The sequence below is a fragment of the Crystallibacter permensis genome (assembly GCF_025960875.1).
In the GTDB taxonomy this organism is placed as follows: domain Bacteria; phylum Actinomycetota; class Actinomycetes; order Actinomycetales; family Micrococcaceae; genus Crystallibacter; species Crystallibacter permensis.
On sequence record NZ_JAODLR010000012.1, the window covers coordinates 14343 to 37559 of the forward strand.

Annotated in this window: 19 protein-coding genes; 14 read left to right on the forward strand and 5 right to left on the reverse strand. The window is 62.8% G+C overall.

Annotated elements, in window-relative coordinates; all coding sequences use genetic code 11:
* Positions 1-68 precede the first annotated feature (68 nt).
* From B0G38_RS14095 to B0G38_RS14105, 3 genes are all read left to right on the forward strand, one after another.
* A complete protein-coding gene (locus B0G38_RS14095) occupies positions 69-1049 on the forward strand; it encodes a S1C family serine protease (RefSeq protein WP_264669992.1) in 981 nt (326 codons plus the stop codon).
* A 175-nt stretch (positions 1050-1224) separates the two neighbouring features.
* Positions 1225-2958, forward strand: coding sequence for an ABC transporter ATP-binding protein (locus B0G38_RS14100; protein WP_264669993.1), 1734 nt, complete (start codon positions 1225-1227; stop codon positions 2956-2958).
* Between the two features lie 248 nt (positions 2959-3206).
* Positions 3207-5105, forward strand: a complete 1899-nt coding sequence (locus tag B0G38_RS14105; RefSeq protein WP_264670091.1) for an ABC transporter ATP-binding protein — start codon at positions 3207-3209, stop codon at positions 5103-5105.
* Positions 5106-5220: 115 nt separating this feature from the next.
* Here the strand turns inward: B0G38_RS14105 and B0G38_RS14110 are convergent, their stop codons facing one another.
* Positions 5221-5481 (reverse strand): GlsB/YeaQ/YmgE family stress response membrane protein, encoded by a 261-nt coding sequence (locus B0G38_RS14110; RefSeq protein WP_264669994.1) that lies wholly within the window; start codon positions 5479-5481, stop codon positions 5221-5223.
* A 152-nt stretch (positions 5482-5633) separates the two neighbouring features.
* On the opposite strand from B0G38_RS14110, the gene B0G38_RS14115 reads away from it, so the two are divergent.
* Positions 5634-6404, forward strand: coding sequence for a CPBP family intramembrane glutamic endopeptidase (locus B0G38_RS14115; RefSeq protein ID WP_264669995.1), 771 nt, complete (start codon positions 5634-5636; stop codon positions 6402-6404).
* Positions 6405-6489: 85 nt separating this feature from the next.
* Here the strand turns inward: B0G38_RS14115 and B0G38_RS14120 are convergent, their stop codons facing one another.
* Positions 6490-7194, reverse strand: a complete 705-nt coding sequence (locus B0G38_RS14120; protein WP_264669996.1) for a GntR family transcriptional regulator — start codon at positions 7192-7194, stop codon at positions 6490-6492.
* A gap of 116 nt (positions 7195-7310) precedes the next feature.
* Here B0G38_RS14120 and B0G38_RS14125 point away from each other — a divergent pair, with 116 nt between their 5' ends.
* The 6 genes from B0G38_RS14125 to B0G38_RS14150 all read left to right on the forward strand — a co-directional run bounded on the left by B0G38_RS14125 (position 7311) and on the right by B0G38_RS14150 (position 14962).
* Positions 7311-8477 (forward strand): mandelate racemase/muconate lactonizing enzyme family protein, encoded by a 1167-nt coding sequence (locus B0G38_RS14125; protein WP_264669997.1) that lies wholly within the window; start codon positions 7311-7313, stop codon positions 8475-8477.
* Positions 8478-8752: 275 nt separating this feature from the next.
* Complete coding sequence (locus B0G38_RS14130; protein WP_264669998.1) at positions 8753-10438, forward strand: SLC13 family permease; 1686 nt, start codon at positions 8753-8755, stop codon at positions 10436-10438.
* Positions 10439-10743: 305 nt separating this feature from the next.
* On the forward strand, positions 10744-11688 hold the full coding sequence (locus B0G38_RS14135) for a phosphoglycerate dehydrogenase (protein ID WP_264669999.1): 945 nt from the start codon (positions 10744-10746) through the stop codon (positions 11686-11688).
* 15 nt (positions 11689-11703) lie between these two features.
* Positions 11704-12783, forward strand: a complete 1080-nt coding sequence (locus B0G38_RS14140; RefSeq protein ID WP_264670000.1) for a tartrate dehydrogenase — start codon at positions 11704-11706, stop codon at positions 12781-12783.
* Between the two features lie 100 nt (positions 12784-12883).
* Positions 12884-13456, forward strand: a complete 573-nt coding sequence (locus tag B0G38_RS14145; RefSeq protein WP_264670001.1) for a GNAT family N-acetyltransferase — start codon at positions 12884-12886, stop codon at positions 13454-13456.
* A 102-nt stretch (positions 13457-13558) separates the two neighbouring features.
* Complete coding sequence (locus tag B0G38_RS14150; protein WP_264670002.1) at positions 13559-14962, forward strand: MFS transporter; 1404 nt, start codon at positions 13559-13561, stop codon at positions 14960-14962.
* A 157-nt stretch (positions 14963-15119) separates the two neighbouring features.
* Here the strand turns inward: B0G38_RS14150 and B0G38_RS14155 are convergent, their stop codons facing one another.
* Positions 15120-16682 carry an amino acid permease gene (locus B0G38_RS14155; RefSeq protein WP_264670003.1) on the reverse strand — a complete coding sequence of 521 codons (1563 nt, stop codon included), beginning with the start codon at positions 16680-16682 and terminating at the stop codon, positions 15120-15122.
* A gap of 1128 nt (positions 16683-17810) precedes the next feature.
* On the opposite strand from B0G38_RS14155, the gene B0G38_RS14160 reads away from it, so the two are divergent.
* Both B0G38_RS14160 and B0G38_RS14165 read left to right on the forward strand, forming a co-directional pair.
* Entirely contained in the window at positions 17811-19166 is a 1356-nt protein-coding gene (locus B0G38_RS14160) for a DUF6421 family protein (protein WP_264670092.1), read from the forward strand.
* Complete coding sequence (locus tag B0G38_RS14165; protein ID WP_264670004.1) at positions 19163-19900, forward strand: SDR family oxidoreductase; 738 nt, start codon at positions 19163-19165, stop codon at positions 19898-19900. Before B0G38_RS14160 ends, B0G38_RS14165 begins: the two co-directional genes overlap by 4 nt.
* 68 nt (positions 19901-19968) lie before the next feature.
* On the opposite strand, the gene B0G38_RS14170 is transcribed toward B0G38_RS14165, so the two are convergent.
* Positions 19969-20904: a 5'-3' exonuclease gene (locus B0G38_RS14170; RefSeq protein ID WP_264670005.1), complete on the reverse strand. Its 936-nt coding sequence runs from the start codon at positions 20902-20904 to the stop codon at positions 19969-19971.
* Between the two features lie 116 nt (positions 20905-21020).
* Between B0G38_RS14170 and B0G38_RS14175 the strand changes: the two genes are divergently transcribed.
* Both B0G38_RS14175 and B0G38_RS14180 read left to right on the forward strand, forming a co-directional pair.
* A complete protein-coding gene (locus B0G38_RS14175; protein WP_264670093.1) occupies positions 21021-21602 on the forward strand; it encodes a sugar O-acetyltransferase in 582 nt (193 codons plus the stop codon).
* An 83-nt stretch (positions 21603-21685) separates the two neighbouring features.
* Positions 21686-22573 (forward strand): glycoside hydrolase family 25 domain-containing protein, encoded by an 888-nt coding sequence (locus B0G38_RS14180; protein ID WP_264670006.1) that lies wholly within the window; start codon positions 21686-21688, stop codon positions 22571-22573.
* A gap of 134 nt (positions 22574-22707) precedes the next feature.
* Here B0G38_RS14180 and B0G38_RS14185 read toward each other — a convergent pair whose 3' ends face one another.
* The gene (locus B0G38_RS14185) at positions 22708-23127 is read right to left on the reverse strand and encodes a VOC family protein (protein WP_074700568.1); all 420 of its coding nucleotides are present in this window, start codon (positions 23125-23127) and stop codon (positions 22708-22710) included.
* Positions 23128-23217: the final 90 nt, after the last annotated feature.

Below are 23217 nucleotides of genomic sequence, written 5' to 3' on the forward strand. Positions count from 1 at the left end.
CGCCGGCTGGATCAACCACGGGCGCAAGGTGGTTTTAATAGATCACCAACTGTTCGAGGAAGTGCGCTGTGAATGCAACAGCCGGAGCCGGCCCAGCACCCGGCGCCGAAGACCCGCTTGATGCCTACTCACGGACCGTCATCCGCGTGGCGGAATCCGTCACTCCGCACGTGGCTGCCATCGAGATGGCGCGCCATGGCCGCAACGGGCCTGTCCGAGTGGGGGCCGGTTCGGCCGTGGTGTTCACCGAAGACGGCTATCTGCTGACCAACGCCCATGTGGTCGCCGGCGCCAACGAAGGGCGGGCGGTCTTTGCGGACGGAAGCGCCACGGACATTGACATCATCGGTGCCGACCCGTTGTCCGACCTGGCCGTCCTCCGCGGCCTGTCCGCCACACCGGCACCGGCCAGGCTCGGCGAAGCGGAATCGCTGCGGGTCGGGCAACTGGTCATCGCGGTTGGCAACCCGCTGGGCTTGAGCGGCTCCGTTAGCGCCGGTGTGGTGAGTGGTCTCGGCCGCTCGATGCCTGCCTGGACCGGCGGCAGCAGGCGGGTGATTGAAGACGTCATCCAGACGGACGCGGCCCTGAACCCGGGCAGCTCCGGCGGCGCGCTCGCCGACAGCCGCGGGTACGTGGTTGGCATCAGCACGGCGGTGGCCGGGGCCGGTCTCGGACTGGCCATCCCGATCAACGCCACCACCCGCCGCATCATCTCCGCGCTGCTGACCGATGGGCGGGTCCGCCGCGCTTACCTTGGACTGGTCAGCACCCCGGTGCAGCTGCCGGCAACCGTCAAACTGCGCAACGGGCAGCGCCACGCGCTGCGCGTCGTCGAGGTCATTCCCGGTTCCCCGGCAGCCAAGGCCGGCCTGAAGCAGGGCGACCTCGTGGTCAGCGCCGGCCGCAGGCCGGTGTCAAGCGCCGAAAGCCTGCAGAAGCTGCTGTTCTCGGACGCCATTGGCGTGCCCTTCCCGGTCACCGTCATGCGCTCCGGTGCGCTGGTGGACGTCATCGCCGTCCCGGAGGAGATGACCGAATCCGTCTAACTGACTGAGCCTCAGCGCCCGCCCAAGATCCTCCTTTCGACTGATAGACACTGCCCGATCGCAGGCATACGCTAGGGTGCGGCCTTTGCTTGCGGCGCCGTCCGGCAACCGGCGTCCACACCGCGGCACTCCCGCACCCTGGCTCTGTCACTCACAATCCCGAGGAACCGGCTTCATGCTGATCAAACTGGTCCGTCACTACATACGGCCCTACCTGTCACTGGTCCTGGCGGTGGTCATCCTGCAGCTCGCAGCGACCATCGCGGCCCTCTACCTGCCCAGCCTGAACGCCCAGATTATCGACCAGGGTGTGGCCCGGGGCGATACCGAATACATCTGGAACATCGGCATGGTCATGCTCGGGGTCAGCCTCATCCAAGTAACGACGGCGATCGCCGCGGTCTGGTTCGGTTCCAAGGCGGCCATGGCCGTCGGCCGGGACGTGCGCAAGGGCGTCTTCCACAAGGTATCCGGCTTCTCGGCCCAGGAGGTCAACGAGTTCGGCGCGCCCAGCCTGATCACCCGCGGCACCAATGATGTGCAGCAGGTCCAGATGCTGGTGCTGATGGGCCTGAACTTCATGGTGGCTGCTCCCATTATGTGCATCGGCGGCATCATCATGGCGCTGCGCGAGGACCTTGCGCTCTCCTGGTTGGTGTGGGTATCCGTACCGGCGCTGTTCGTCGTCGTCGGTTTCCTGGTCTGGCGCCTGATGCCGCTGTTCCGGTCCATGCAGACCAAGATCGACAACATTAACGGGGTGCTGCGCGAGCAGATCACCGGCATCCGCGTGGTGCGGGCCTTTGTCCGCGAGCCGTTCGAGGCCAAACGGTTCGGCAAGGCCAACAGGGAGTTGACGGACGTGTCCCTGGCCGTGGGCTCGCTGTTTGTGTTGATGTTCCCGGCGATCGGGATGATCCTGCACCTGGCCACGGCGGCCGTGCTGTGGTTCGGCGGGCTGCGGGTGGACGCGGGGGAGATGCAGGTGGGCGCGCTGACCGCGTTCCTGCAGTACCTGCTGCAGATCCTGGTGGCGGTCATGATGGGCACGTTCATGGCCATGATGATTCCGCGCGCTTCGGTTTGTGCCGAGCGGATCGGCGAGGTGCTGGGCGTCAAGCCCTCCATCCACGAGCCCGAGCAGCCGCTGCAGCCGGCGGACAAGGCCGGCGTGGTGGAGTTCCGGAACGTCTCCTTCGCCTATCCGGGCGCCGAAGCCCCGGTGCTTCACGATGTCAGCTTCACCGCCCGGCCCGGGCAGACCACCGCCATTGTGGGCAGTACCGGCTCCGGCAAGAGCACACTGATTTCCATGCTGCCCAGGCTTTTCGACGTCGGCAGCGGCGAGGTCCTGCTCGACGGCATTCCCATCACCAGCATGGCGCGCCCGGACATCACGGACCGTGTGGCGCTGGTGCCGCAGCGGCCGTACCTGTTCTCCGGTACCATCGCGCACAACCTGCGGTTCGGCAACCCCCAAGCGCACGACGACGACCTCTGGGAAGCCCTCACCGTAGCCCAGGGCGCGGATTTCGTGCTGGCCAAGGAGCACGGCTTGAACTCGCCGGTTTCGCAGGGCGGCACCAATGTGTCCGGCGGGCAGCGCCAGCGGCTGTGCATCGCGCGGGCGCTGGTGGCCAAGCCCAAGGTGTACCTGTTCGACGACTCGTTCTCGGCGCTGGATGTGGCCACCGATGCGCGGTTGCGGGCGGCGCTGAAGGCCAAGACCAAGGACGCCACGGTGATCATCGTGGCCCAGCGCGTCACCACCATCACGGACGCGGACCAGATCCTGGTGATGGACCATGGGCAGATCGTGGCCCGCGGCACCCACGAGGAGTTGCTGGAAACCTCTCCCACCTACCAGGAGATTGTTGAATCGCAGACCCAGGCGGAGGAGGTGGCATGAGCACGGATAAGGACACGGACAAGGACCTGGATAATGGCATCCGGCAGGACGACGGCCGCACAGCTGACGGCCACAGGACCGGCTCGCGTACCTTCGACGGCCCGCCCACCAGCGACGGCCCCGCCATAGACCGCCCCATCGACGGGCCCACCATCGACCCCGTGGTAGCGCCGACTCCCGGCGCGGCCGCGGACGCCGAGGCACAGGTCCTCGAGGAGGAGTTCCAGCCCACCGAGGCTGACGGCGACATGTTCGGCGGCACGCCCGCGAAGAAGGCCAAGCAATTCTGGCCGTCGGCCAAGCGGCTCTTCGGGCTGCTTAAACCGGAAAAGGCAGCAATCGCCGTGGTGCTCGCCATGGTGATCATCGCCGTCGTACTTAATGTCATTGCCCCGCGGGTCCTCGGCAACGCGATGGACGTGATTTTCAACGGCGCCATCGGCAGCAACCTGCCCGCCGGCGCCACCCAGGAACAGGTGATCGCGGGGCTGCGCGCGCAAGGCCAGGACCAGTTCGCGGACCTACTGTCCGGGATGGAAATCACGCCCGGCGCCGGCATCGATTTCGAGTTGCTGGGCCGGCTGATCGCGATGGTGCTGGGCATGTACGTGGTGTCCTCGCTCTTCATGTGGCTGCAGGGCTACGTGCTGAACAAGGTGGTCATGCGCGTGGTCTACAACCTGCGCCGCGACGTGGAAGACAAGCTGAACCGGCTGCCGTTGAACTACTTCGATACCCGCCAGCGCGGCGACCTGCTCTCCCGGGTGACTAACGACGTCGACAACGTCCAGCAGGCGCTGCAGCAGGCCTTCGCGCAGTTGATCATGTCCGCGCTGAGCCTGATCGGCATCACGGTCATGATGTTCATCGTCTCCTGGCAGCTGGCCGTGATCGCCCTGATCGCGCTGCCGCTTTCCGCCGTGGGCGCTGGTCTGATCGGCGCACGCAGCCAGAAGCTCTTTGCCGCGCAGTGGAAGAACACCGGGCAGCTGAACGGGCATATCGAGGAGTCCTTCAGCGGCCATGACCTGGTCCGCGTTTTCGGCCGGGAGAAGGAATCGCTGGCGCAGTTCGACGAGAAGAACGAGGAACTCTACCAGGCCTCGTTCGGCGCGCAGTTTGTCTCCGGCATGATCATGCCCGTCATGCAGTTCATCTCCTACCTGTCCTATGTGGGGATCGCGGTAGTAGGCGGGCTGCGCGTGGCCTCCGGTTCCATGACCCTGGGCGAGGCGACGGCGTTCATCCAGTACTCGCGCGAGTTCAACCAGCCGCTGAGCCAGATGGCCGGCATGGCCAACATGCTGCAGTCCGGCGTGGCCTCCGCCGAGCGGGTGTTCGAACTCCTCGACGCCGAAGAGCAGGACCCGGACACGGCCACCAAATCGCTACCGGCCAAGACGGACGGCCATGTGGAATTCGAGCACGTCAGCTTCAGCTACACCCCGGACAAGCCGCTGATCGAGGATCTGTCCTTCGCGGCGAAGCCGGGCGAGACCGTGGCGATTGTCGGGCCCACCGGCGCCGGCAAGACCACGCTGGTGAACCTGGTGATGCGCTTCTACGAGTTGAACTCCGGCCGGATCACCCTGGACAATGTGGACATCAACCAGCTCAGCCGGGCCGAGCTGCGCTCCAAGGTGGGCATGGTGCTGCAGGACGCCTGGCTCTTCGGCGGCACCATTGCGGAGAACATCCGCTACGGCAACCTCGACGCCACCGAGGAGCAGGTGCTCGAGGCGGCCAAGGCCACCTATGTGGACCGCTTTGTGCGGGCACTGCCGGACGGCTACGACACCGTGATCGACGAAGAGGGCAACAACGTCAGCGCGGGCGAGAAGCAGCTGATCACCATTGCCCGCGCGTTCCTGGCGCACCCGTCGCTGCTCATTTTGGACGAGGCCACGAGTTCCGTGGACACCCGGACCGAGCTGCTGGTCCAGCACGCCATGGCCGCCCTGCGCACTGACCGGACCAGCTTTGTGATCGCGCACCGGCTCTCCACGATTCGCGATGCCGACATCATCCTGGTGATGGAAGACGGGCAGATCGTGGAGCAGGGCAACCATGCGGAACTGCTTGAAGCCCAGGGCGCGTACTACCGGCTCTACATGTCCCAGTTCGCCGCGGCCGCAGACACCGTGTAGCTAATAACGACGTCGAAAAACCCGTCCGTCGGTGTCTCCGGCAAGACAATGCCAGTGGCCGGGTGCCCGTATCGCACCCGGCCACTGGCCATCAATATCAAATCCTGAGTTCGCTTTAGCGGCGGACGCTGCGGCGTCCGGCAATGCCCTCGGCCACACCGATCAGGAGTACCGCTGCGATCACGGCAACGACGAATCCGAGGACGTTCAACTCGAAGATGTCGCCGGTGCCCAACAGATTCGCGATCAGGCCACCAATAACTGACCCAACCAGGCCCAGCAGCAGCGTGGCCACCAGGCCCAGATTCTGCTTCCCGGGTTTGACAAGACGGGCAAGTGCCCCGATGACGAGCCCAGCGATGATAAAACCAATCATGTTGCCTCCTAGTAGGTTTCACTAAACGTAAGCATACTTAGTAACCCTTGGCAAAACCCGCGTAACCGGTTTCGCGACGCGGACGACGCTGACATGCTTGTGAGGTGACATCAATCTCGACCGAACCGCCCCGCACCGCGCTCAGTTGGAAGTTGGTGCCAGCAGTGCTGCTCTCGGTGTCCGGCGTGCTGCTTTTCGGCGTCGAGAATAACCCTGTTGGTTACAGTCTGCTCGGCATCAGCCTGGTCGCGGCCGCGCTGGTCGACCGTGAGTTCCTGAGGCATCTTGCGCTCGTCGCTGCGGGGATGGTTATTATCAGCCTGGTCCCGCTGAACGCTGATTTGAGCATCGGGCATATGGCGCTGATGGGCGGTGCGCTCACCTTGGCCGTGCTGGTGCCGTGGCTGGTGTCGCGGTTTGTTTACCGTGAGCGGGTCATCAAGTTTCCGGTGAACACAGGCCGTAAATGGCCGCTGACCGCGAAGCTGTACCTGATCGGTGTTGTTGCGCTCGGCTACTTCATTCTGCCGGTGTACTTGATCAGCACCGGCGTCTACCAGAACTGGCCGGACGCATCCGACCCCACCATCTTCTGGCGGCTCTTTCTCGGAGTGAACGCTGTTGGTATCTGGGACGAGCTGTTCTTTATCTGCACCGCGTTTACGCTGCTGCGGCGGCATTTCCCGGACTGGCTCGCCAACATCCTTCAAGCCGTGATCTTCTCGTCTTTCCTGTGGGAGATCGGCTACCAAGCCTGGGGCCCGCTGCTGACGTTCCCGTTCGCGCTGCTGCAGGGATACACGTTCAAGCTGACGAAGTCGTTAACTTATGTAGTGTCAGTGCACTTGATCTTCGACTTCGTCCTGTTCCTCGCACTGGTGCACGCGCACAACCGCGACTGGCTGCCGATCTTCTTGTACTGACTCCTGTGACTGAAACCTTGTTCGGGCTTTCCTTCCCGCCGCTTCGCATCGATGCCGAAATGCCGGCCCCGGCCACTCCTGGACTCTATGCCAGACGTTCCATGCCGGAGGGGTAAAAGCCTTCCTCGCGGGCTTCCAGAGCACCGGTGACAGAGGCCGTGAGGCTGTGGAGGATATGGGCGCGTGCAAGTTCGGCCGCGGCAGCGGCTTCACCGGCTATTACCAGCTCCAGGATCTTGTGGTGCTGATTCAGATCGATGGTGCGTGGTTCATCCCCGGCCGGAAGTTCAAGTCCGATCCGTCGGTACCGATCGGACTTGTCCCACAAGTCATCTAGGAGTCGGATCATCACGTCGTTGTGCGAGGCTGCATAAATGGCACGGTGGAACGATCGGTGCGCCGTGATGGCTTCCTCGCCCCAGGTGCGGGTGACAGGCAATAGCTCATCGGCTGCCGCCTTCATCACTATGATTTCCCTGTCTGTGCGGCGCCTGGCCGCAAGTTCGGTGGCCGACGGCTCGAGTGATAAGCGGACCTCCAGGAGCTGGCGGGCTTCGGACGCGCTCATCGGTGAAACCCGGACATCCCGGTGCGTGTCCATTTCCACCCAGCCTTCGCTGGCCAGCTGCCTCACGGCCTCGCGAAGGGGGGTGATGCTCATATTCATCTCGTCCGCGAGGTCGTACTGCGACAATCGCGACCCGGGAGCGAGTTCCCCGGACAGGACCCGGCGGCGCAGTTCGCTGTAGGCCATCGCGCCCTTACTTGAGAAAACGTTCGTCGTGTTCATCGCAGCCCTTTCCAAATTTCTTCATCCGGAGGGGTTGTGCTCCGTATCACTCACAGTATAGTCTCCAAATATCTTATAAGACGCTTATAAGATGTAAGAACAGAGGAAAGAGGACCATGAAGATTGTTTCCGCCCACGCCGGCACCATCCCGATCAGCTCGACTATGCGCAACGCCTACATCGATTTCAGCAAAATGGACTGCACAATCCTGGCGCTGGTCAGCGACGTGTTCGTCGACGGCAAACCCCTGGTCGGCTACGGGTTCAACTCCAACGGCCGGTACAACGCAACGGCCATCATGAACGAGCGGATGCTGCCGCGGCTGCTGGATACCCCTTCCGAGGATCTACTGGATGAGGATGGCGGACTTTCGCCCGAGAAGGCGTGGGACATTATGATGCGCAATGAAAAGCCCGGCGGCCACGGGGAGCGTTCTGTCGCCGTCGGCGTCGTGGACATGGCCCTGCACGATCTGGCAGCCAAGATCGCCGGCGTTCCGCTGTACCGCTGGATTTCCGATCACTATGGTGACGGCAATCCCGACAAGGACGTCTTTGTGTACGCCGCCGGAGGCTATTACGCACCGGGCAAGACCCTGGCAGATCTGCAGGCCGAAATGCTTGGCTTCCTCGACGCGGGCTACGAGGTCGTCAAAATGAAGATCGGCGGAACGGACCTGGCCGACGACCTCACACGCATCGAAGCCGTACTTGACGTGCTCGGCGGCGACGGATCCCGCCTGATGGTGGACGTCAACGGCAAGTTCGATCTGCAGACGGCCATCGAATATGGCAAGGCGATCGATCAATACGGACTGTTTTGGTACGAGGAAGTCGGCGACCCGCTGGACTACGCCCTCAACGCCACCCTTTCGGAGCACTACAGGAACCCGATTGCGACCGGCGAGAACCTGTTCTCGCTGCAGGACGCCCGGAACCTGATCCGCCACGGCGGCATGCGTCCGGACCGCGATTTCATCCAGGTTGACCCTGCCTTGAGCTACGGGCTGACGGAGTACCGTCGGGTCCTGGACATGCTCGCCCAGCACGGCTGGTCCTCCCGGCGCTGCATCCCGCACGGCGGGCACCAGTTCTCGCTGCACATCGCCGCTGCACTTAAGCTCGGCGGCAACGAATCCTACCCGGGGGAGTTCCAGCCCACGGGCGGCTTCACCGACGATGCAGTCATCACCAACAGCCGCGTCGCCCCCGGCGATCTGCCCGGTATTGGTCTGGAAGGCAAGGCCGAGTTCTACAAGGCCCTGCTCGCGTTGCATAACTGATCCCTGGAGACCGGCAGGTCCCGCTTCGATCGCGGGTGCGGGAACTGCCGATCTCCACACCATCACGCGACCCCCGGAATGGCGCAAGGAAGCGTCCTCTGAATGGCGGCCGCCAAGGGGCTCAAGTCCCACCACCGAGATTGTCGGCTTTATTCCTCCTGCAGAGTGTCCGTAGACCCCCTGGTGGTTTCCGCCCGATGTCGACCCGTAAATGACATCCACACCGAGTTTCTGCAGTCGACCGTGCTGAGCAAACAACCCAAGAAAGTACTGCCATGGCAACATCTGCCCTGCATTCCCTTTGGGGAAATCTGTGGACATCGCACCGAGAGACAAAGAGTCTCCTGACGTTATCGAGAATCAGGCAGTCCTCGGGGCGAAACCCGACGACCACCGACCAGGACAAGGAGTCCGGCTCTACGACGGTCCGGGTTGCGCAGAAGGGCCCCGGATTACCGGAGGGCTCCAGAAACCCCGGACCTGGCTACACCCCCGCCCGCATCACAGGCCTGATCCTCGGCCCGACACTGTTCGTGGCGGCAATGCTGTTCTTTAACCCGGAGGGACTCTCTCCGGAAGGGCAGGCAGTCTTCGCCATTACCCTGTGGGTCGCCACCTGGTGGATCACGGAGGCGATACCGATCCCGGTGACATCCTTGCTTCCCGTCGTGCTCATGCCGCTGACCGGCGCGCTGGAGGGCGATATCGTCGTCTCCTCGTACGGCAACGACATCATTTTCTTGTTCATCGGAGGCTTCTCGCTGGCGATCGCGATGGAGAAATGGAATCTCCACCAGCGCATCGCACTCTCGATCGTCTCGGCGATCGGGACGAGTCCGCGGCGCATCGTCCTCGGATTCATGGTCGCTACAGCCTTCCTGTCGATGTGGGTCTCCAATACAGCGGCCACGATGATGATGATTCCCGTCGGCCTCGCCGTGGTGTATCAGGCTGCCCAATCGCTGCGAGGTGGGGAGCATGAAGCAGAACTGCCGAAATTCGAGAAGTCCGTCGTCTTCGGAATCGCCTACGCGGCGACTATCGGCGGTCTCGGCACCCTCATAGGCACACCGCCTCTGGCGATTCTCGCCGCGACCGTCGGGGAGCTCTTCGGTGAGACCATCTCCTTCGGCCGATGGATGATGTTCGGGGTTCCCATCGTCGTCATCCTTCTCTCCTTCACCTGGTTCTACCTGACGCACGTCTCGTTCAAGGTGCGGCTCAAGCACCTTCCCGGCGGTGCTGAACTCATCCGAAGTGAGAAGAAAGCCCTCGGAGGAATGTCCCATGAGGAGAAGGCCGTGCTTATGGTTTTCCTGGGCGTCGCCTTCATGTGGGTTACCCGGTCCTTTATCTGGGAAGATGTCCTCCCAGGCATCAGCGACGGAGTAATTGCGATCATGGCGACCGTGGTTTTGTTCGCGTTGCCAACTCGCCGTGCCGACGAGAAAAGAATTATGCAGTGGGAGGACTCGAAGAAGATTCCGTGGGGGATCCTCCTGTTGTTTGGCGGAGGCCTGGCCATTGCGGCGGGTTTCGTAGACACCGGTCTGACTGGATGGATCGGAGAGCAGCTGCGTGTCCTTGACGCGGTCAATGTCATCCTCGTCATCGTCCTGGCCACCGCGCTCGTGCTGTTCCTGACCGAGATCACCTCGAACGCAGCGACCGCGACCATGATCCTCCCGGTCATGGCAGCTTTCGCGATCGCTTTGGGTGTCCACCCCCTCGCCTTGATGGTGCCCTGCGCCATGGCCGCGAACTGCGCTTTCATGCTTCCGGTGGGTACACCCCCGAACGCCATCTTGTTCGGAACCGGGAAGGTGACGATCATGGAAATGGTCAAAGCCGGATTCTGGCTGAACATCGCCGCACTTTTCCTCATCGTGGCAGCGGTGCTCTTTGTACTGCCCTACCTGTGGGGAATTGATCTCATGTCAATACCCCCGGCTTTCCAGTGACCAAAACATTCCGTCCCTGGACATGGTCAGCCCCATGCGATGGCTGCGCCCGTGAGTGGTAAAAGCCGGTCACCCACGACCTCGGCGCCCTACCTAGGTGCCGAGGTCCGCGGAGCGTGGACGAGACGGACGATCAGATCCGCCCGTTGCAGACGGAGCAGGACCGAATGTAAGGCCTGCGTTGAACCAGTCGGATAAGGCCGACAATCCGACCGCTGAGATGCTCGCGCTCGAGCTTCCCCCGCCGATGAAACCGCAGTGAGAATGACTTATACACCGAACACAATAGATGGAGAGCACTGATCATGGGACGAATCCTGATAACGACCGATTATCTTGTCCCTGGCGATGACGTCGATAGACTCTTGCGCCGGCACGGGCACGAACCCGTCTACTCGCCCTACACCGGAGCGCGGGAGCCTGCGGAACGGAAGACTCTGTTCAACGGCATCGACGGTGCCATCCTAGCCAGCGAATCCGTGAGTGCCGACATGCTCGCCGAAGCGCACGGTCTGAAGGTCCTGGCCCGCAGCGGGGTCGGTTACGACTCCATTGACGTTCCTGCCGCCGCCGCCCTCGGCATCCGCGTCTGCAACGCTCCGGGGACAAACCACCACTCCGTCGCCGAGCTGACGGTCGGCCTGATCATCATGGCGGCTCGCCGCCTCGCCGATGTCACAAACGCAGTGCGACGGGGCCAATGGCCCCGCGACGCCGGCCACGAACTGCACAGATCAACCTTGGGAATCGTTGGCTACGGTCCCAGCGGCCGTGCAACAGCAAGACTAGGCCTCGCCCTCGGCATGACCGTCATGGTCCATACCTCCCACCCAGACGCCGAGGACACACCGGTCCGCTTCGCTGATCTCGACACCGTAATCGCGGGCGCTGACTACCTGTCGCTGCATACACGGGCCGACAAAACCAGCCAAAAGCTCATCGACGCCCCTCGGCTGCAGAGGATGAAACCTTCCGCTGTACTGATCAATACTGCCCGCGGCTCGCTCGTGGACGAGGACGCCCTGGCCGACGCTCTGCGCGCTGGCACCATAGCCGGCGCTGCCCTCGACGTGCTTGAGAACGAACCCCTGCCCAAGGACAGCCCTTTGCGGCACCTGGACAACCTGATCATTACCTCGCACTTGGCAGGCCAGACAGCCGAAGCACGCACCCGGGCGGGCATGGCAGCAGCCCACGCCGTCATTGACGTCCTCGCGAACCGCGAACCGGGACACCCGGTCGACCGCTAAACCGAACGGAACCTGATGTCCAACACCCACAGCATCGCAGTCATTCCAGGCGACGGCATCGCCACGGAAGTCGTGCCCGAAGGACTGCGTGTCCTCGACACGGCAGCCTCAGCCTTCGACCTCAACCTCAAATACGAGCAGTTCGACTTCGCCTCGGCGGCGTACTACACCCGCCACGGCAAAATGCTCCCTGACGGCTGGTATGACCAGCTGAAGCATTTCGACGCCATCTTCTTCGGCGCCGTCGGATGGCCCGAGGTCGTCCCCGACCATATCTCGCTCTGGGGCAGCCTGCTGAAATTCCGCCGCCACTTCGACCAGTACGTCAGCCTGCGACCTGTCAAACTCCTGCCGGGGGTGCTCAGCCCCCTCACTGGCCGGGAGCCCGGCGACGTCGACTTCTACGTCGTACGGGAAAACACCGAAGGCGAATACTCCAGCATCGGCGGAAGGCTGTTCGAAGGAACCGACCGCGAGACCGTGATGCAGGAAACCGTGATGACCCGCACCGGTGTCGACCGCATACTCAAATACGCCTTCGAACTCGCCCAGAGCCGTCCAAAACGGCATCTGACCTCGGCCACGAAGAGCAACGGCATCTCCATCACCATGCCCTACTGGGACGAACGAGTCGAAGCCATGGCCACCGACTACCCCCAGGTCGATGTGGACAAGTACCACATCGACATACTGACCGCGCACTTCGTCATGCACCCGGACTGGTTCGACGTCGTCGTCGCCAGCAACCTCTTCGGAGACATCCTCTCCGATCTGGGACCGGCCTGCACCGGAACCATCGGAATCGCACCCAGCGCAAACATCAACCCGGAACGGAACTACCCCAGCCTCTTCGAACCCGTCCACGGATCCGCTCCCGACATCGCAGGCAAAGGCATTGCCAATCCCATCGGCCAGATATGGGCCGCCGCCATGATGCTGGACCACCTCGGAGAACCCGAAGCCGGAGCCTCCATCACCACGGCCATTGAAACGGTGCTGGCCGGCGGAGCCCAGGTCCTCACGCCCGACATGGGCGGCAATTCCACGACCGAAGAGCTGGGGAAAGCAATAGCAGCGGCAATCACCACGCCGTGACCCAGTCAGGGCCGCCCCGGCTGCACCCGATAGAAACGCCACGATTCTCGGCCCTGCAACGGCCATTGTCAGGATCCGGCGGTGGTGCCAACGTGTATGTATGGCGATCGAGGTGCGCGCGGCTACGACGTTCGACGACGTGAAGGCGGTGCTCGGGCCTAAGCGGCCGGATGCGAACGTGTGCTGGTGCCTGAGCTATCGGATTCCGTCCAAGGACAATCTGGCGCTGCGAGGACAAGAGCGGGGGCAGCTTGTGGAGCGTCTGTGTCGACAGGATCCACCGCCTGGGGTGCTCGCTTACGACGGCGACGAGGTGGTCGGCTGGGCCGCCGTGCATCCGAGAGCGGACACCAGTTTCGCCCGCAACCGGAAGATTCCGCAGGTGGACGACGTCGATGTGTGGTCGGTGTGGTGCATCCGGGTGCGGCCGGGGCATCGCGGCAAGGGCATCTCACATCATCTGCTCAGGGGCGCCGTCGAATTTGCACGTGAGTATGTGGCGCCTGCGATCGAGGGGTATCCCGTCGACAACGATGGCAAGAAGGTGGACCTCACCATGGCATACGTGGGAACACGCAAGCTCTTCGAACGAGCTGGGTTCACCAAAGCAGCCGACACCGACTCGGTCCTGAACGGGTTCCCCCGCGTACTCATGCGACTCGACCTTCGCTAAACACATCGTCAGTGGGACAACGGGGTCGAGCGGTGGCTCAAGGGTCCACGGATATCCGTCGTCGCTCTTTCAACGGCCTTACATCGGTTCTACGCTTGGAACATGCCGCAGGAAGATCCCTCCTCCGCGGACCTTGAAACGGCGGACAGGCAAGCCGTTACCAATGCGACGCCACCGGAAGTGGGGCACCGCACGTTTATGCATGTGCTGGTCAATACGGCCCTTGCCAACGTGATCACCAGCTTTCTCTGGTTCGCTTTGACCTTCTGGGTGTACCTGGAAACCCGTTCCGTGCTGGCCACCGGTCTCATCGGCGGTGCCTACATGCTGCTCGTCGCGTTCTTCGGCCTGTTCTTCGGCGTGCTGGTGGATCGCTACCGCAAGCACGCGGTGATGGTGGGCTCGACGCTGTTCACAGTGGCCTGCTTTGGGCTGGCGGGACTGATGTTCCTGCTGATTCCGGAGGACGCGTTGTTGAGCCTGACCGGGATCTGGTTCTGGCTCTTTGCCCTTGTGGTGCTCATCGGCGCGGTGGTTGAACAGCTGCGCAACATCGCCCTGTCCACCACCGTGACGCTATTGGTGCCGACCGAGCGCCGGGCCAATGCCAACGGTCTGGTCGGAACCGTGCAGGGGCTCGCGTTCATGATCACCTCCGTCTTCAGCGGATTAGCGATCGGGATGCTGGGCATGGGTGGGACGATCATCATTGCGCTGGTGGCCTGTGGCGCGGTGCTGGTGCACTTGCTTATCCTCAGGATTCCCGAACCCAGGATCGTGCGTGCTCAGGAGCGCGAGAGTTTCGCCGAGCTGCGCGCGGGCATCGCGGCGGTCCGAGCGACGCAGGGTTTGTTCGCGCTGATCCTGTTCACCACATTCAACAACCTGACGGGCGGGGTGTTCATGGCGCTCATGGACCCGTACGGCCTGACGATCTTCCCCGTGGAGATCTGGGGTGTGGTGCTGGGAGTGACGGCGACCGGTTTCCTGATCGGCGGCGGGCTGGTGGCCAAGTTCGGGCTGGGCAAGAACCCGATCCGAACCATGCTGATCCTGGTAGCCTGCACAGGCGTACTCGGCGCGACGTTCACGATCCGCGAGTGGTGGTGGCTCTACGCGGTAGGCATCTGGATCTTCATGATGATCATCCCGGCGGTCGAGGCCGCGGAGCAGACCGTGATCCAGAAGGTGGTTCCGTATGCGACCCAGGGGAGGGTCTTTGGGTTCGCCATGACGTTTGAGGCGGCGGCCGCCCCGATCACCGCGTTCATGATCGCGCCGTTGGCTGAGTTCTGGATCATTCCCTACATGAATTCACAGCCCGGGAGGCAGTCCTGGGGGTGGTTGCTGGGGGAGGGGGACGCCCGCGGGATTGCGCTGGTGTTCCTGGTGTCCGGGATCGCATCGATCGTGCTGGGGCTCGCGGCCTTGCTCACGCGGTCGTATCGTCGGCTCTCGGTTGCCTACGCCAGCGCCCCGGAGAACGCTTTCACACCAAGGGTCTAACATCCTCCACCAGTGATTAACAGACCCCCGGCCAGCTGCCGGGGGTCTGTTTCATCCTTGAGCGTTATTAGGACTTACTCATCTAGTTGGCATTTGTCCAGGGCCGGGGAAACCTGCGTGATGCTGTGACTCGTCGTGGTACGCGGCAGCAGCGGGGTCACCGGGTGCCGCCGGCAGGTTCACCCTCGAGGTCTTCCGGTGCCGAGAGATCCATTTCGTGCAGCGGCACCAGCTTGGACTTGGTGATGAAGCGGTGGGCCAGCCATAGGACGATGAAGACCGGCAACCCAATGTACGAGGAGAGCACTTCCGGGCCCCGTCCGGCAAGCACAGCCTCGTAGTTCTGTCCCGCGATCACTAGAATCAGCAGGGCGAAGGCCAGCAGTGGGCCGATCGGGAACAGGGAGGCCTTGTACGGCAGGTCGCTGACCTTGTTGCCCTGTGCCAGGAAGCCTCGCCTGAAGCGGTAGTGGGAGATTGCGATCCCCGCCCAGACGATGAAGCCGCACAGGCCCGACATGTTCAGCAGCCAGGAGTAGGCCGAGCCCTGGCCGACGATCGCGGATACGAAGCCGAAGAGTCCCACGGCCGCGGTGGCCAGCAGCGCCGGGATCGGCACGCCGCGCGTATTGGTGCGGCCGAAGATTTTCGGGGCCATGCCATCATGGGCCATGGCGTAAAGCATGCGGGTGGATGCATAGAGTCCGGAGTTGCCCGCTGAGAGGATGGCGGTCAGGATCACCGCGTTCATCAGGGCGGCTGCGAACGCGATCCCGGCGCGTGAGAAGACCAGAGTGAACGGGGATACTGCAACATCGGCCTCGCCGGAGGCCAGCAGGCTCGGGTCTGTGAACGGGATCAGGCAGCCGATGATGAAGATGGCACCGATGTAGAAGAGCATGATGCGCCAGAAGACCGTGCGGATGGCCTTAGGCACTTCGCGGCGCGGGTTCTTGGCTTCGCCTGCGGCCACACCCACTAGCTCGGTGCCTTGGAAGGAGAACCCGGCAATCATGAACACCGAGATGATCGAGACCCAACCGCCGTGGAACACTTCATCGCGGTTTTCCCAATTGCTGAGGCCAGGGGAGTTGTCCCCGAGGATGCCGAAGATCATCAGCACGCCGGCGATCAGGAAGAGCACCACTGCCGAGACCTTGATCAGGGAGAGCCAGAACTCCGACTCACCGAAGGACTTGGCCGAGAGGGCGTTGAGCCCGGTCAGTACCAGCAGGAAGATCCCGGCCCATACCCAGCCGGGGATACCCGGGAACCAGAAGTCCATGATGATTCCGGCCGCGACCAGCTCGGCGGCTACCGTGATGGCCCAGTTGAACCAGTAGTTCCAGCCGATCGCGAACCCGAAGGAGGGGGAGACAAACCGGGTGGCAAAGGTTTGGAAGGAGCCAGCCACCGGAATCTTGGCGGACATTTCACCCAGCGACTGCATAAGCAGGAACACCATCAGCCCGACCAGCGCGTAGGCGGCTAGCGCGCCACCCGGGCCCGCCTGGGAAATAGTGCCGCCCGAGGCCACGAACAGCCCTGTACCGATCGCACCGCCTATGGCGATCATCTGCAGGTGACGGCTGCTTAACCCGCGCTTGAGTTCGTTGGCCGTGTCGTTGGAGGTGTGGTCTGCCCCTGTCGCCGTAGAGGATCCAGGTTGCGCCATCGCATTTGGTTCGATTTCTGCGGAAGTTCCCTTCATGAGCGTCATGCAATACCACCAAGGGGCATCAATGCGATCTGGCTGTCCGCCATGATGTATCCCGAGCTGCGGAATAATCCTGAGCCGATAACGCCACCCGCAGCGATCATCATTAGGTGGTGCGTTTCCGTCGATTGGGGCAGATCGGCGGGGTGGCCGGGCGCGACCATCCGATCATCTGTAAGCGAGGGGGAGCTGAGTCCCATGTTGCCTCCGGGAAAGTAGCTGCGTTGGATTGGATCTTCCGGCGGGCCTGGCCGGGAAGAAGAGTGATCAAGCTAACACGCAAAAGGAAAGAGTTCTTTTGCCTAGCGGATGTTGCACAGCAGGGCCGGTGAAGTCTTACCGTTGCGCATCAAATATGTGTGAGCAGCATAAGACTTACTAATTTACACGGGTAAACAGGTAAGTGGCTCTTGGTGATCTGCTAGAACGCACGCTTGCGCCAAGTGAGTTCCGCCTGCGGCAGGCGCAGCAGTTGCCTGAGAGTCTTGCCTGGTGCCGGCTGACGGCTCCGGGTTGCATCTCTGGGATAAGGGGTTCCCGCCTATCCCAGCCGTTTGGGGCGGCCGCTAAGCAATCCGTACGGAACTTCAGGCAGGGATCTGCCGGTCGGACACGGCATTACGCTTCGTCGATGGTCCTATTTCGACGCTTGGCCCGCTGGCCCGGTGGCGGTGGGAAACGTCCGTAAGGCACTGATTGCAGGCATCTTGCCGGGTGCGCGCCAGATCGAGAAGCTGCCCCTCCGGCTACGTACCACCGCGGCCGAGTTCACTGCTGCACAGCGGCCGGTGTATGCGGTCTGATCGGCCAGCCTTTCCTTGACCGCCATATGGCGGTGGGGGCGTGACGGGACCCGTGGCGACCGGGGAACAAACCGAGGAAGCCCACGATGCAAACCTGAAGGACGTCGACTGGGGAAAGTGAATCCGAGAACACGAACCCCTGTGTGTTCCAAGCCTCAGCCACAGCTCGAGCAATCAAACTGCTAATGCTCCACCTGTTTTGACATAAGTCTCTCTATGTCTGGTCTAGGCTCCATATCGTTGTGCTTCACCTGCTTCTGTTCGAAAGGACTGACTATTTATGCCTACGGCTACCCAGCGCACCCCAGAGACGCTCTCGGATAATCAGATGCAGTCCCATCCGGCTTGGACGGCCTTGAAGAACGCCGCCACGGAGCTTCAGCTCATTCAAGCTCGAGACGGTTCCGTGCCGGAGCCCGGAGATCTTGCCACCGCCTCCAAGCTGGCGACCATAATCCGCGAATCCGTCGCCGACCTCGCGCCCCTTTTCCCTCACGACGCGGAGTATCTTGACTGTCTTCAGAAAGCCTTCACAGCGTGGGAAGTATCAGAATTTGCAGTCCCTGACTTTCTGGAGGCTCTGCAGGCCTTCCAACCGCAACTCCACCGTGCCGATGGTCTCCGCCACCTCGTCGTCTTTCCGATGTATACCCAGAACGGCAGCACCAACAGGTTCGTGGAAGCTGTGCTGATCGAGGTCATCTGGCCCGACTTCATTGCTGAACTCGAAGCCGGGGACTACTCAAACCCGCTCTTCCTGCCCGTCCGGTTCATCGACTTCACACCTGGCTACGATACGAATTCTGCGGTACTGTTCCCGGAATCCGTCGCGGTACGGGAGACCCCCCAGTTCAATTGGGGAGCAATTTTCGCGGACAGGGAAGCCGCACGTTTTAGGCGCGTTCTGCGTGCCGCCGCCACGACCACCCGGCTGGACCTGCCCGAAGATGCTGCCGCTCTTCTGGAGGATCAGCAGCTTACGCAGTCGACGTTTGTCATGTGGGATCTGATTCATGACAGGACCCACATGCGCGGAGACCTTCCCTTTGATCCCTTCATGATCAAGCAGCGGATGCCCTTCTTCCTGTACACGCTTGAAGAACTGCGCTGCGATCTCACCGCCTTCCGAGAATCGGTCAAAATCGAAAAGGACAAGGAGTCGTCCCCGGAAGCGCGCAAGTATGCCAAGCTCGTCCAGTACGCCGTCATCTTCGACAGGATCTTCCGCTTCGCGATGACCGGGCCCCGCGTACGGAACTACGACGGCCTCGGCGGCCAGCTGTTGTTTGCGTGGATGCACCAGCACCGTGTGCTCCATTGGACCGATTCAAAGCTGACCATCGACTGGGACAACGTCGCTGACGTCGTGGTTGCGCTGGGACAGGAAATCGAGGAGTTGTACTGGCGCTCCATTGACCGTCCCAAGACCGCGCACTGGCTCGCCGCCTATGAACTCATTTCCGCAACGGTCACCCCTCACCCTGCCTCCACATGGGCGAAGGGACCGGATGCGCTCCCGCTCGCCGGGCCCCCACGCGGACTCACCGACTTGGTCCTGGACGATGAGTTTCCCTACTCGATGTTCTACGAAGCGCTGGAAAAGAAAATCCGGCCGGTTATCGAATCGACTTCCGGGATCACCGGAACCTCGGACCTCGGCGAAGATGTCGGGGCAGCCGCATGAACGCCCGTTCAGCAGCGCACCCGCTGAACGTCGTCGTCGCCGGTTCCACCAGTGCGGCAGGCCGGGCAGTCGTTGAAGCCCTCGTGGGTATCGGCGCGCGCGTCGCTGCGGTCGATCTCGACCCCGTCGGCGTCGAATCACTGGCCGAAACCCACGACGAAGTAGCGCCCTATGTCTGCAACCTGGCCGACCTATCCGCCGTCGGCAATCTCGCGGACTCCATACGTGCCGACCTTGGACCGGTGGACGGGCTGATCCATCTGGTTGGTGGCTGGCGTGGCGGCGACGGTATTCCCGGACAGAAGGATGAGGACTGGGACGTCCTGCACACGAGCGTCCTGACCACGCTGCGCAACACGTCACGTACCTTCTACCCGGATCTGGAAGCGTCACCCTCCGGCCGAATGGCTATTGTCTCGGCTGTCGCCGCTTCCCAGCCGACTGCCTCGGGGGCCGCCTACTCCGCGATCAAAGCTGCTTCCGAAGCCTGGGTTCTGGGCATGGCGGATGGCTTCCGCAGAGCCCAGTCGGGCCACAAGACGGAGCCGAAGGAGCAGTCCTCGGCAGCGGCCATCTTCGTGGTCAAGGCCTTGGTCGATGAAACGATGCGGACCGAAGCGCCCCACCGGGCGTTCCCCGGATACACCGACGTGAGCGAGCTGGCGGACCATGTGTCCGCACTCTTTTCAGCGCCGGCTTCGGAACTGAACGGAACACGACAGCACCTCGTCTAAGACCGGCGGCAACCGAACTACACAAGAACCTGCCTGGTTGCGTGTAGGGCAGACGGCGAAACCGCTCCTCACTGATGGTGGTCGAGGGCCGCGAGGAACCGCTTCATGGAGCCGCCGAGATTCCAGTCGGTGGCCAGGCGCTCAAGTTCGGCACGTGGATCGCCGTCGACGGGATGGAGCTGAGCGCCGGCTTCCTCGAGACTCGGCAGTTTGAGGTCGCGTACGACGTTCACGACGGCGGGTGCGACCTTCAGGTAGTCTGCGGCCGCGGTGAGCTTCGACCGTACGGATGCGGACACTCCGCTTCCCGCGTCCGCCGCCGCTAGCAGCCCGTCGAGGGAGCCGTGCTCTCCGAGCAGCGACGCGGCAGTCTTCTCACCGATGCCGGCGACCCCCGGGAGTCCATCGGAGGCGTCGCCGCGGAGGAGCGCGTAGTCGGCATACTGCTCGGGCAGCACACGGTATTTGCCGACGACCACAGCGTCTGTCAGGACTTCAAGGTTCTTCATGCCGCGCGCGGTGTAGATCACCCGCACTTGGCGGGCGTCGTCGACAACCTGGAAGAGATCGCGGTCGCCGGTGACCACATCGACTGGAAGGTTGGCGTGGCTGGCGTAGGTGCCGATGACGTCGTCGGCCTCGTGTTCGGGCGCCCCGACGACGGCGATTCCGGCGAGCTCGAGCACCCGTCGGATCATCGGAATCTGCGCCTCGAGCCCGGGCGGCACCACCTCCACGTCGGGAGCGTCCGCTACCACCTCTGCGACCCGATGCGCTTTGTAGGTGGGGAGGAGGTCGACCCGCCACTGCGGACGCCAGTCGTCGTCCCAACATGCGATCAGATGCGTGGCGTTGTAGTCGATGGTCAGCCACGCGATCATGTCCAGCAGGCCGCGCACAGCGTTAACCGGCGTGCCGTCAGCCCGCTGGATCGTGTCGGGCATGCCGTAGAAGGCGCGGAAGTACAGTGACGCAGTGTCAAGGAGCATCAGGCGATCGGGCATAACTGATCCTGACACGGATACACCGGGATGTCAGTGCCTCACGGTTTCCGGGTGTTCGTGCCCGGCCTTCCGCTGCCGCGGCTACGGTGGAGCCATGGCGCTAACGAAAGGGGCAGCTGATGGAAGACTATTTTGCCGGTGACGAGCGATCGATGCGCGAGCGGATGCTCGCAGGCGACCTCTATATTGCCGACGACCCGGAGCTGGCCGCGGACAGCACCCGCGCGATCGAACTCGCGGACCGTTACAACAGGGTCTGGCCCAGCGACCGCGGCGCGGCAGGGGAGATCCTGCGCGACCTGCTGGGGGCGATCGGCGAGGGCTCCGAGGTCCGGCCACCCGTGTTCGTGGACTACGGCCATTACGTCAGCATCGGTGCGCGGACCTTCATCAACTACAACCTCACGGCCCTGGATGTCGCTGCGATTACGATCGGCGACGATGTTCAGATCGGTCCCAACGTCCAGCTGCTGACGCCAACGCACCCGGTGGAGCCGAAGCCGCGCCGCGACAAACTGGAAGCAGCGCAGCCCATCACCATTGGGGACAACGTGTGGATCGGCGGCGGAGCGATCATTCTGCCGGGCGTTACGGTTGGCGAAAACACTGTGATCGGCGCGGGCGCGGTTGTCACGAAGGACCTGCCGGCAAACGTCGTAGCCGTGGGTAACCCGGCGCGGGTGGTCCGCGAGCTCTAAAGAAATATCTTGACGGCTCCCTCTGGCTGGGGGAAGCTTTTCGCCAGCGGATTCTCCTCCGCTTACGCAGGGAAAGGCTCGTCATGATCAACGAAGATTCGAAGACCGGTGTCCGGCGATATAAACGATGGCTGCCGGCGCTGATGCTGTGCCTGCTTATGTCAGCTGTAGGCATTGGCGCCGCCCCGGCTGCAGATGCCGCCCCAAACAAGGGCGGCGGCAAGGGCGACAGCGGTGGCAGCACGGACCTGCTCGGCAATGATGTGTCCTGGCCGCAATGCGGCAAGGCGCTTCCGGATAACCCGGCGTTCGCCATCATCGGGGTGACCGGCGGCTTGGCCAACAACACCAACCCCTGCCTGTCCGAGCAATTGGCCTGGGCGGAGGAAGAGACGCTGACGGACGCCACCGGCCAGCCTGATGTGGCGCTCTACGTCAACACTGCCAACGCAGGGCACGCGGGTTCCTGGTGGCCGGACAGCAACGTCTACCCGGAAGACGTCGATGATCCCGATTCCGTCGTCGTAGATAATCCTTACGGTAAGTGCAGCGGGGCCGAAGATGCGGCCTGCGCCTACATGTACGGCTGGGCCAAGGCCTACGACGACGCCAACATCCGCGGCATCAGCAACCCGGAGGATTATCTGTGGTGGCTCGACGTCGAAACCGAGAACAGCTGGTCCGAGACCGATCTGGAGGCCAACAGGGCCTCTCTGGAGGGCATGACCGACTACTTCGAGAGCATAGATGCCGACGTCGGCATTTACTCGACCAACTTCCAGTGGGGCCAGATCGTTGGCCAGGTCAGTGCGGACAGCAGCCTGGCCGGACTCCCGAGTTGGCTGGCCGGGGCACGGACAGCCAACGGGGCCAAGAACAACTGCTCCTCTGCGCCGCTCACGCCCGGCGGTTACGTGTCCGTCACGCAGTTCGTCTCGCGCGGCTTCGACTACGACTACTCCTGCATTTAGCCCCTCAGCGAGAACGTCCCTAAAGCACGAGAACGTCCCTTGCACGCCGAATACAAACGGTAAGGGACGTTCTCGTGGTCGAAACACCCTGCACGGCCGGATCACCTGAGCGCAGGGCTGCTCGCGCAGCGGACCTACTGCTGGGGCTGGCCGGCGATGTTGACCAGCCAGTTGATGCCGAATTTGTCCGTGAACATGCCAAAGGTATCGCCCCAGGGAGCCTTCTCCAGCGGTTCAGCGATGTTGGCGCCCTCGGTCAGTTTGTCCCAGTAGCCGCGCAGTTCGGCTTCGTCGTCGCCGCTGAGGGAGACCGAGATGTTGTCTCCGGGGTTGTAGGCCATGCCGTTCGGGGTGTCCGCGCACATGAGGGTGAGGCCGTTCGGGGTCTCCAGCATGGAGTGCATGATCTTCTCGCCTTCGGCTGGATCGTCACTGGCATGCAGTTCGGCGAAGGTGCTGCGGGTCAGTTCGCCACCGAAGGCCGCGTGGTAAAAATCCATGGCCTGCCGGGCGTTGTCGCGGAAGCTGAGGTACGGGTTGAGGCGCGTTGCCATGATCGAACTCCTTTGTTGGTCATGCTCGGGTTCTATCCAAGGTTGATTATTTACCAGAGGCTGCGGGTAGGGAAGACTGCGGGGTGACGG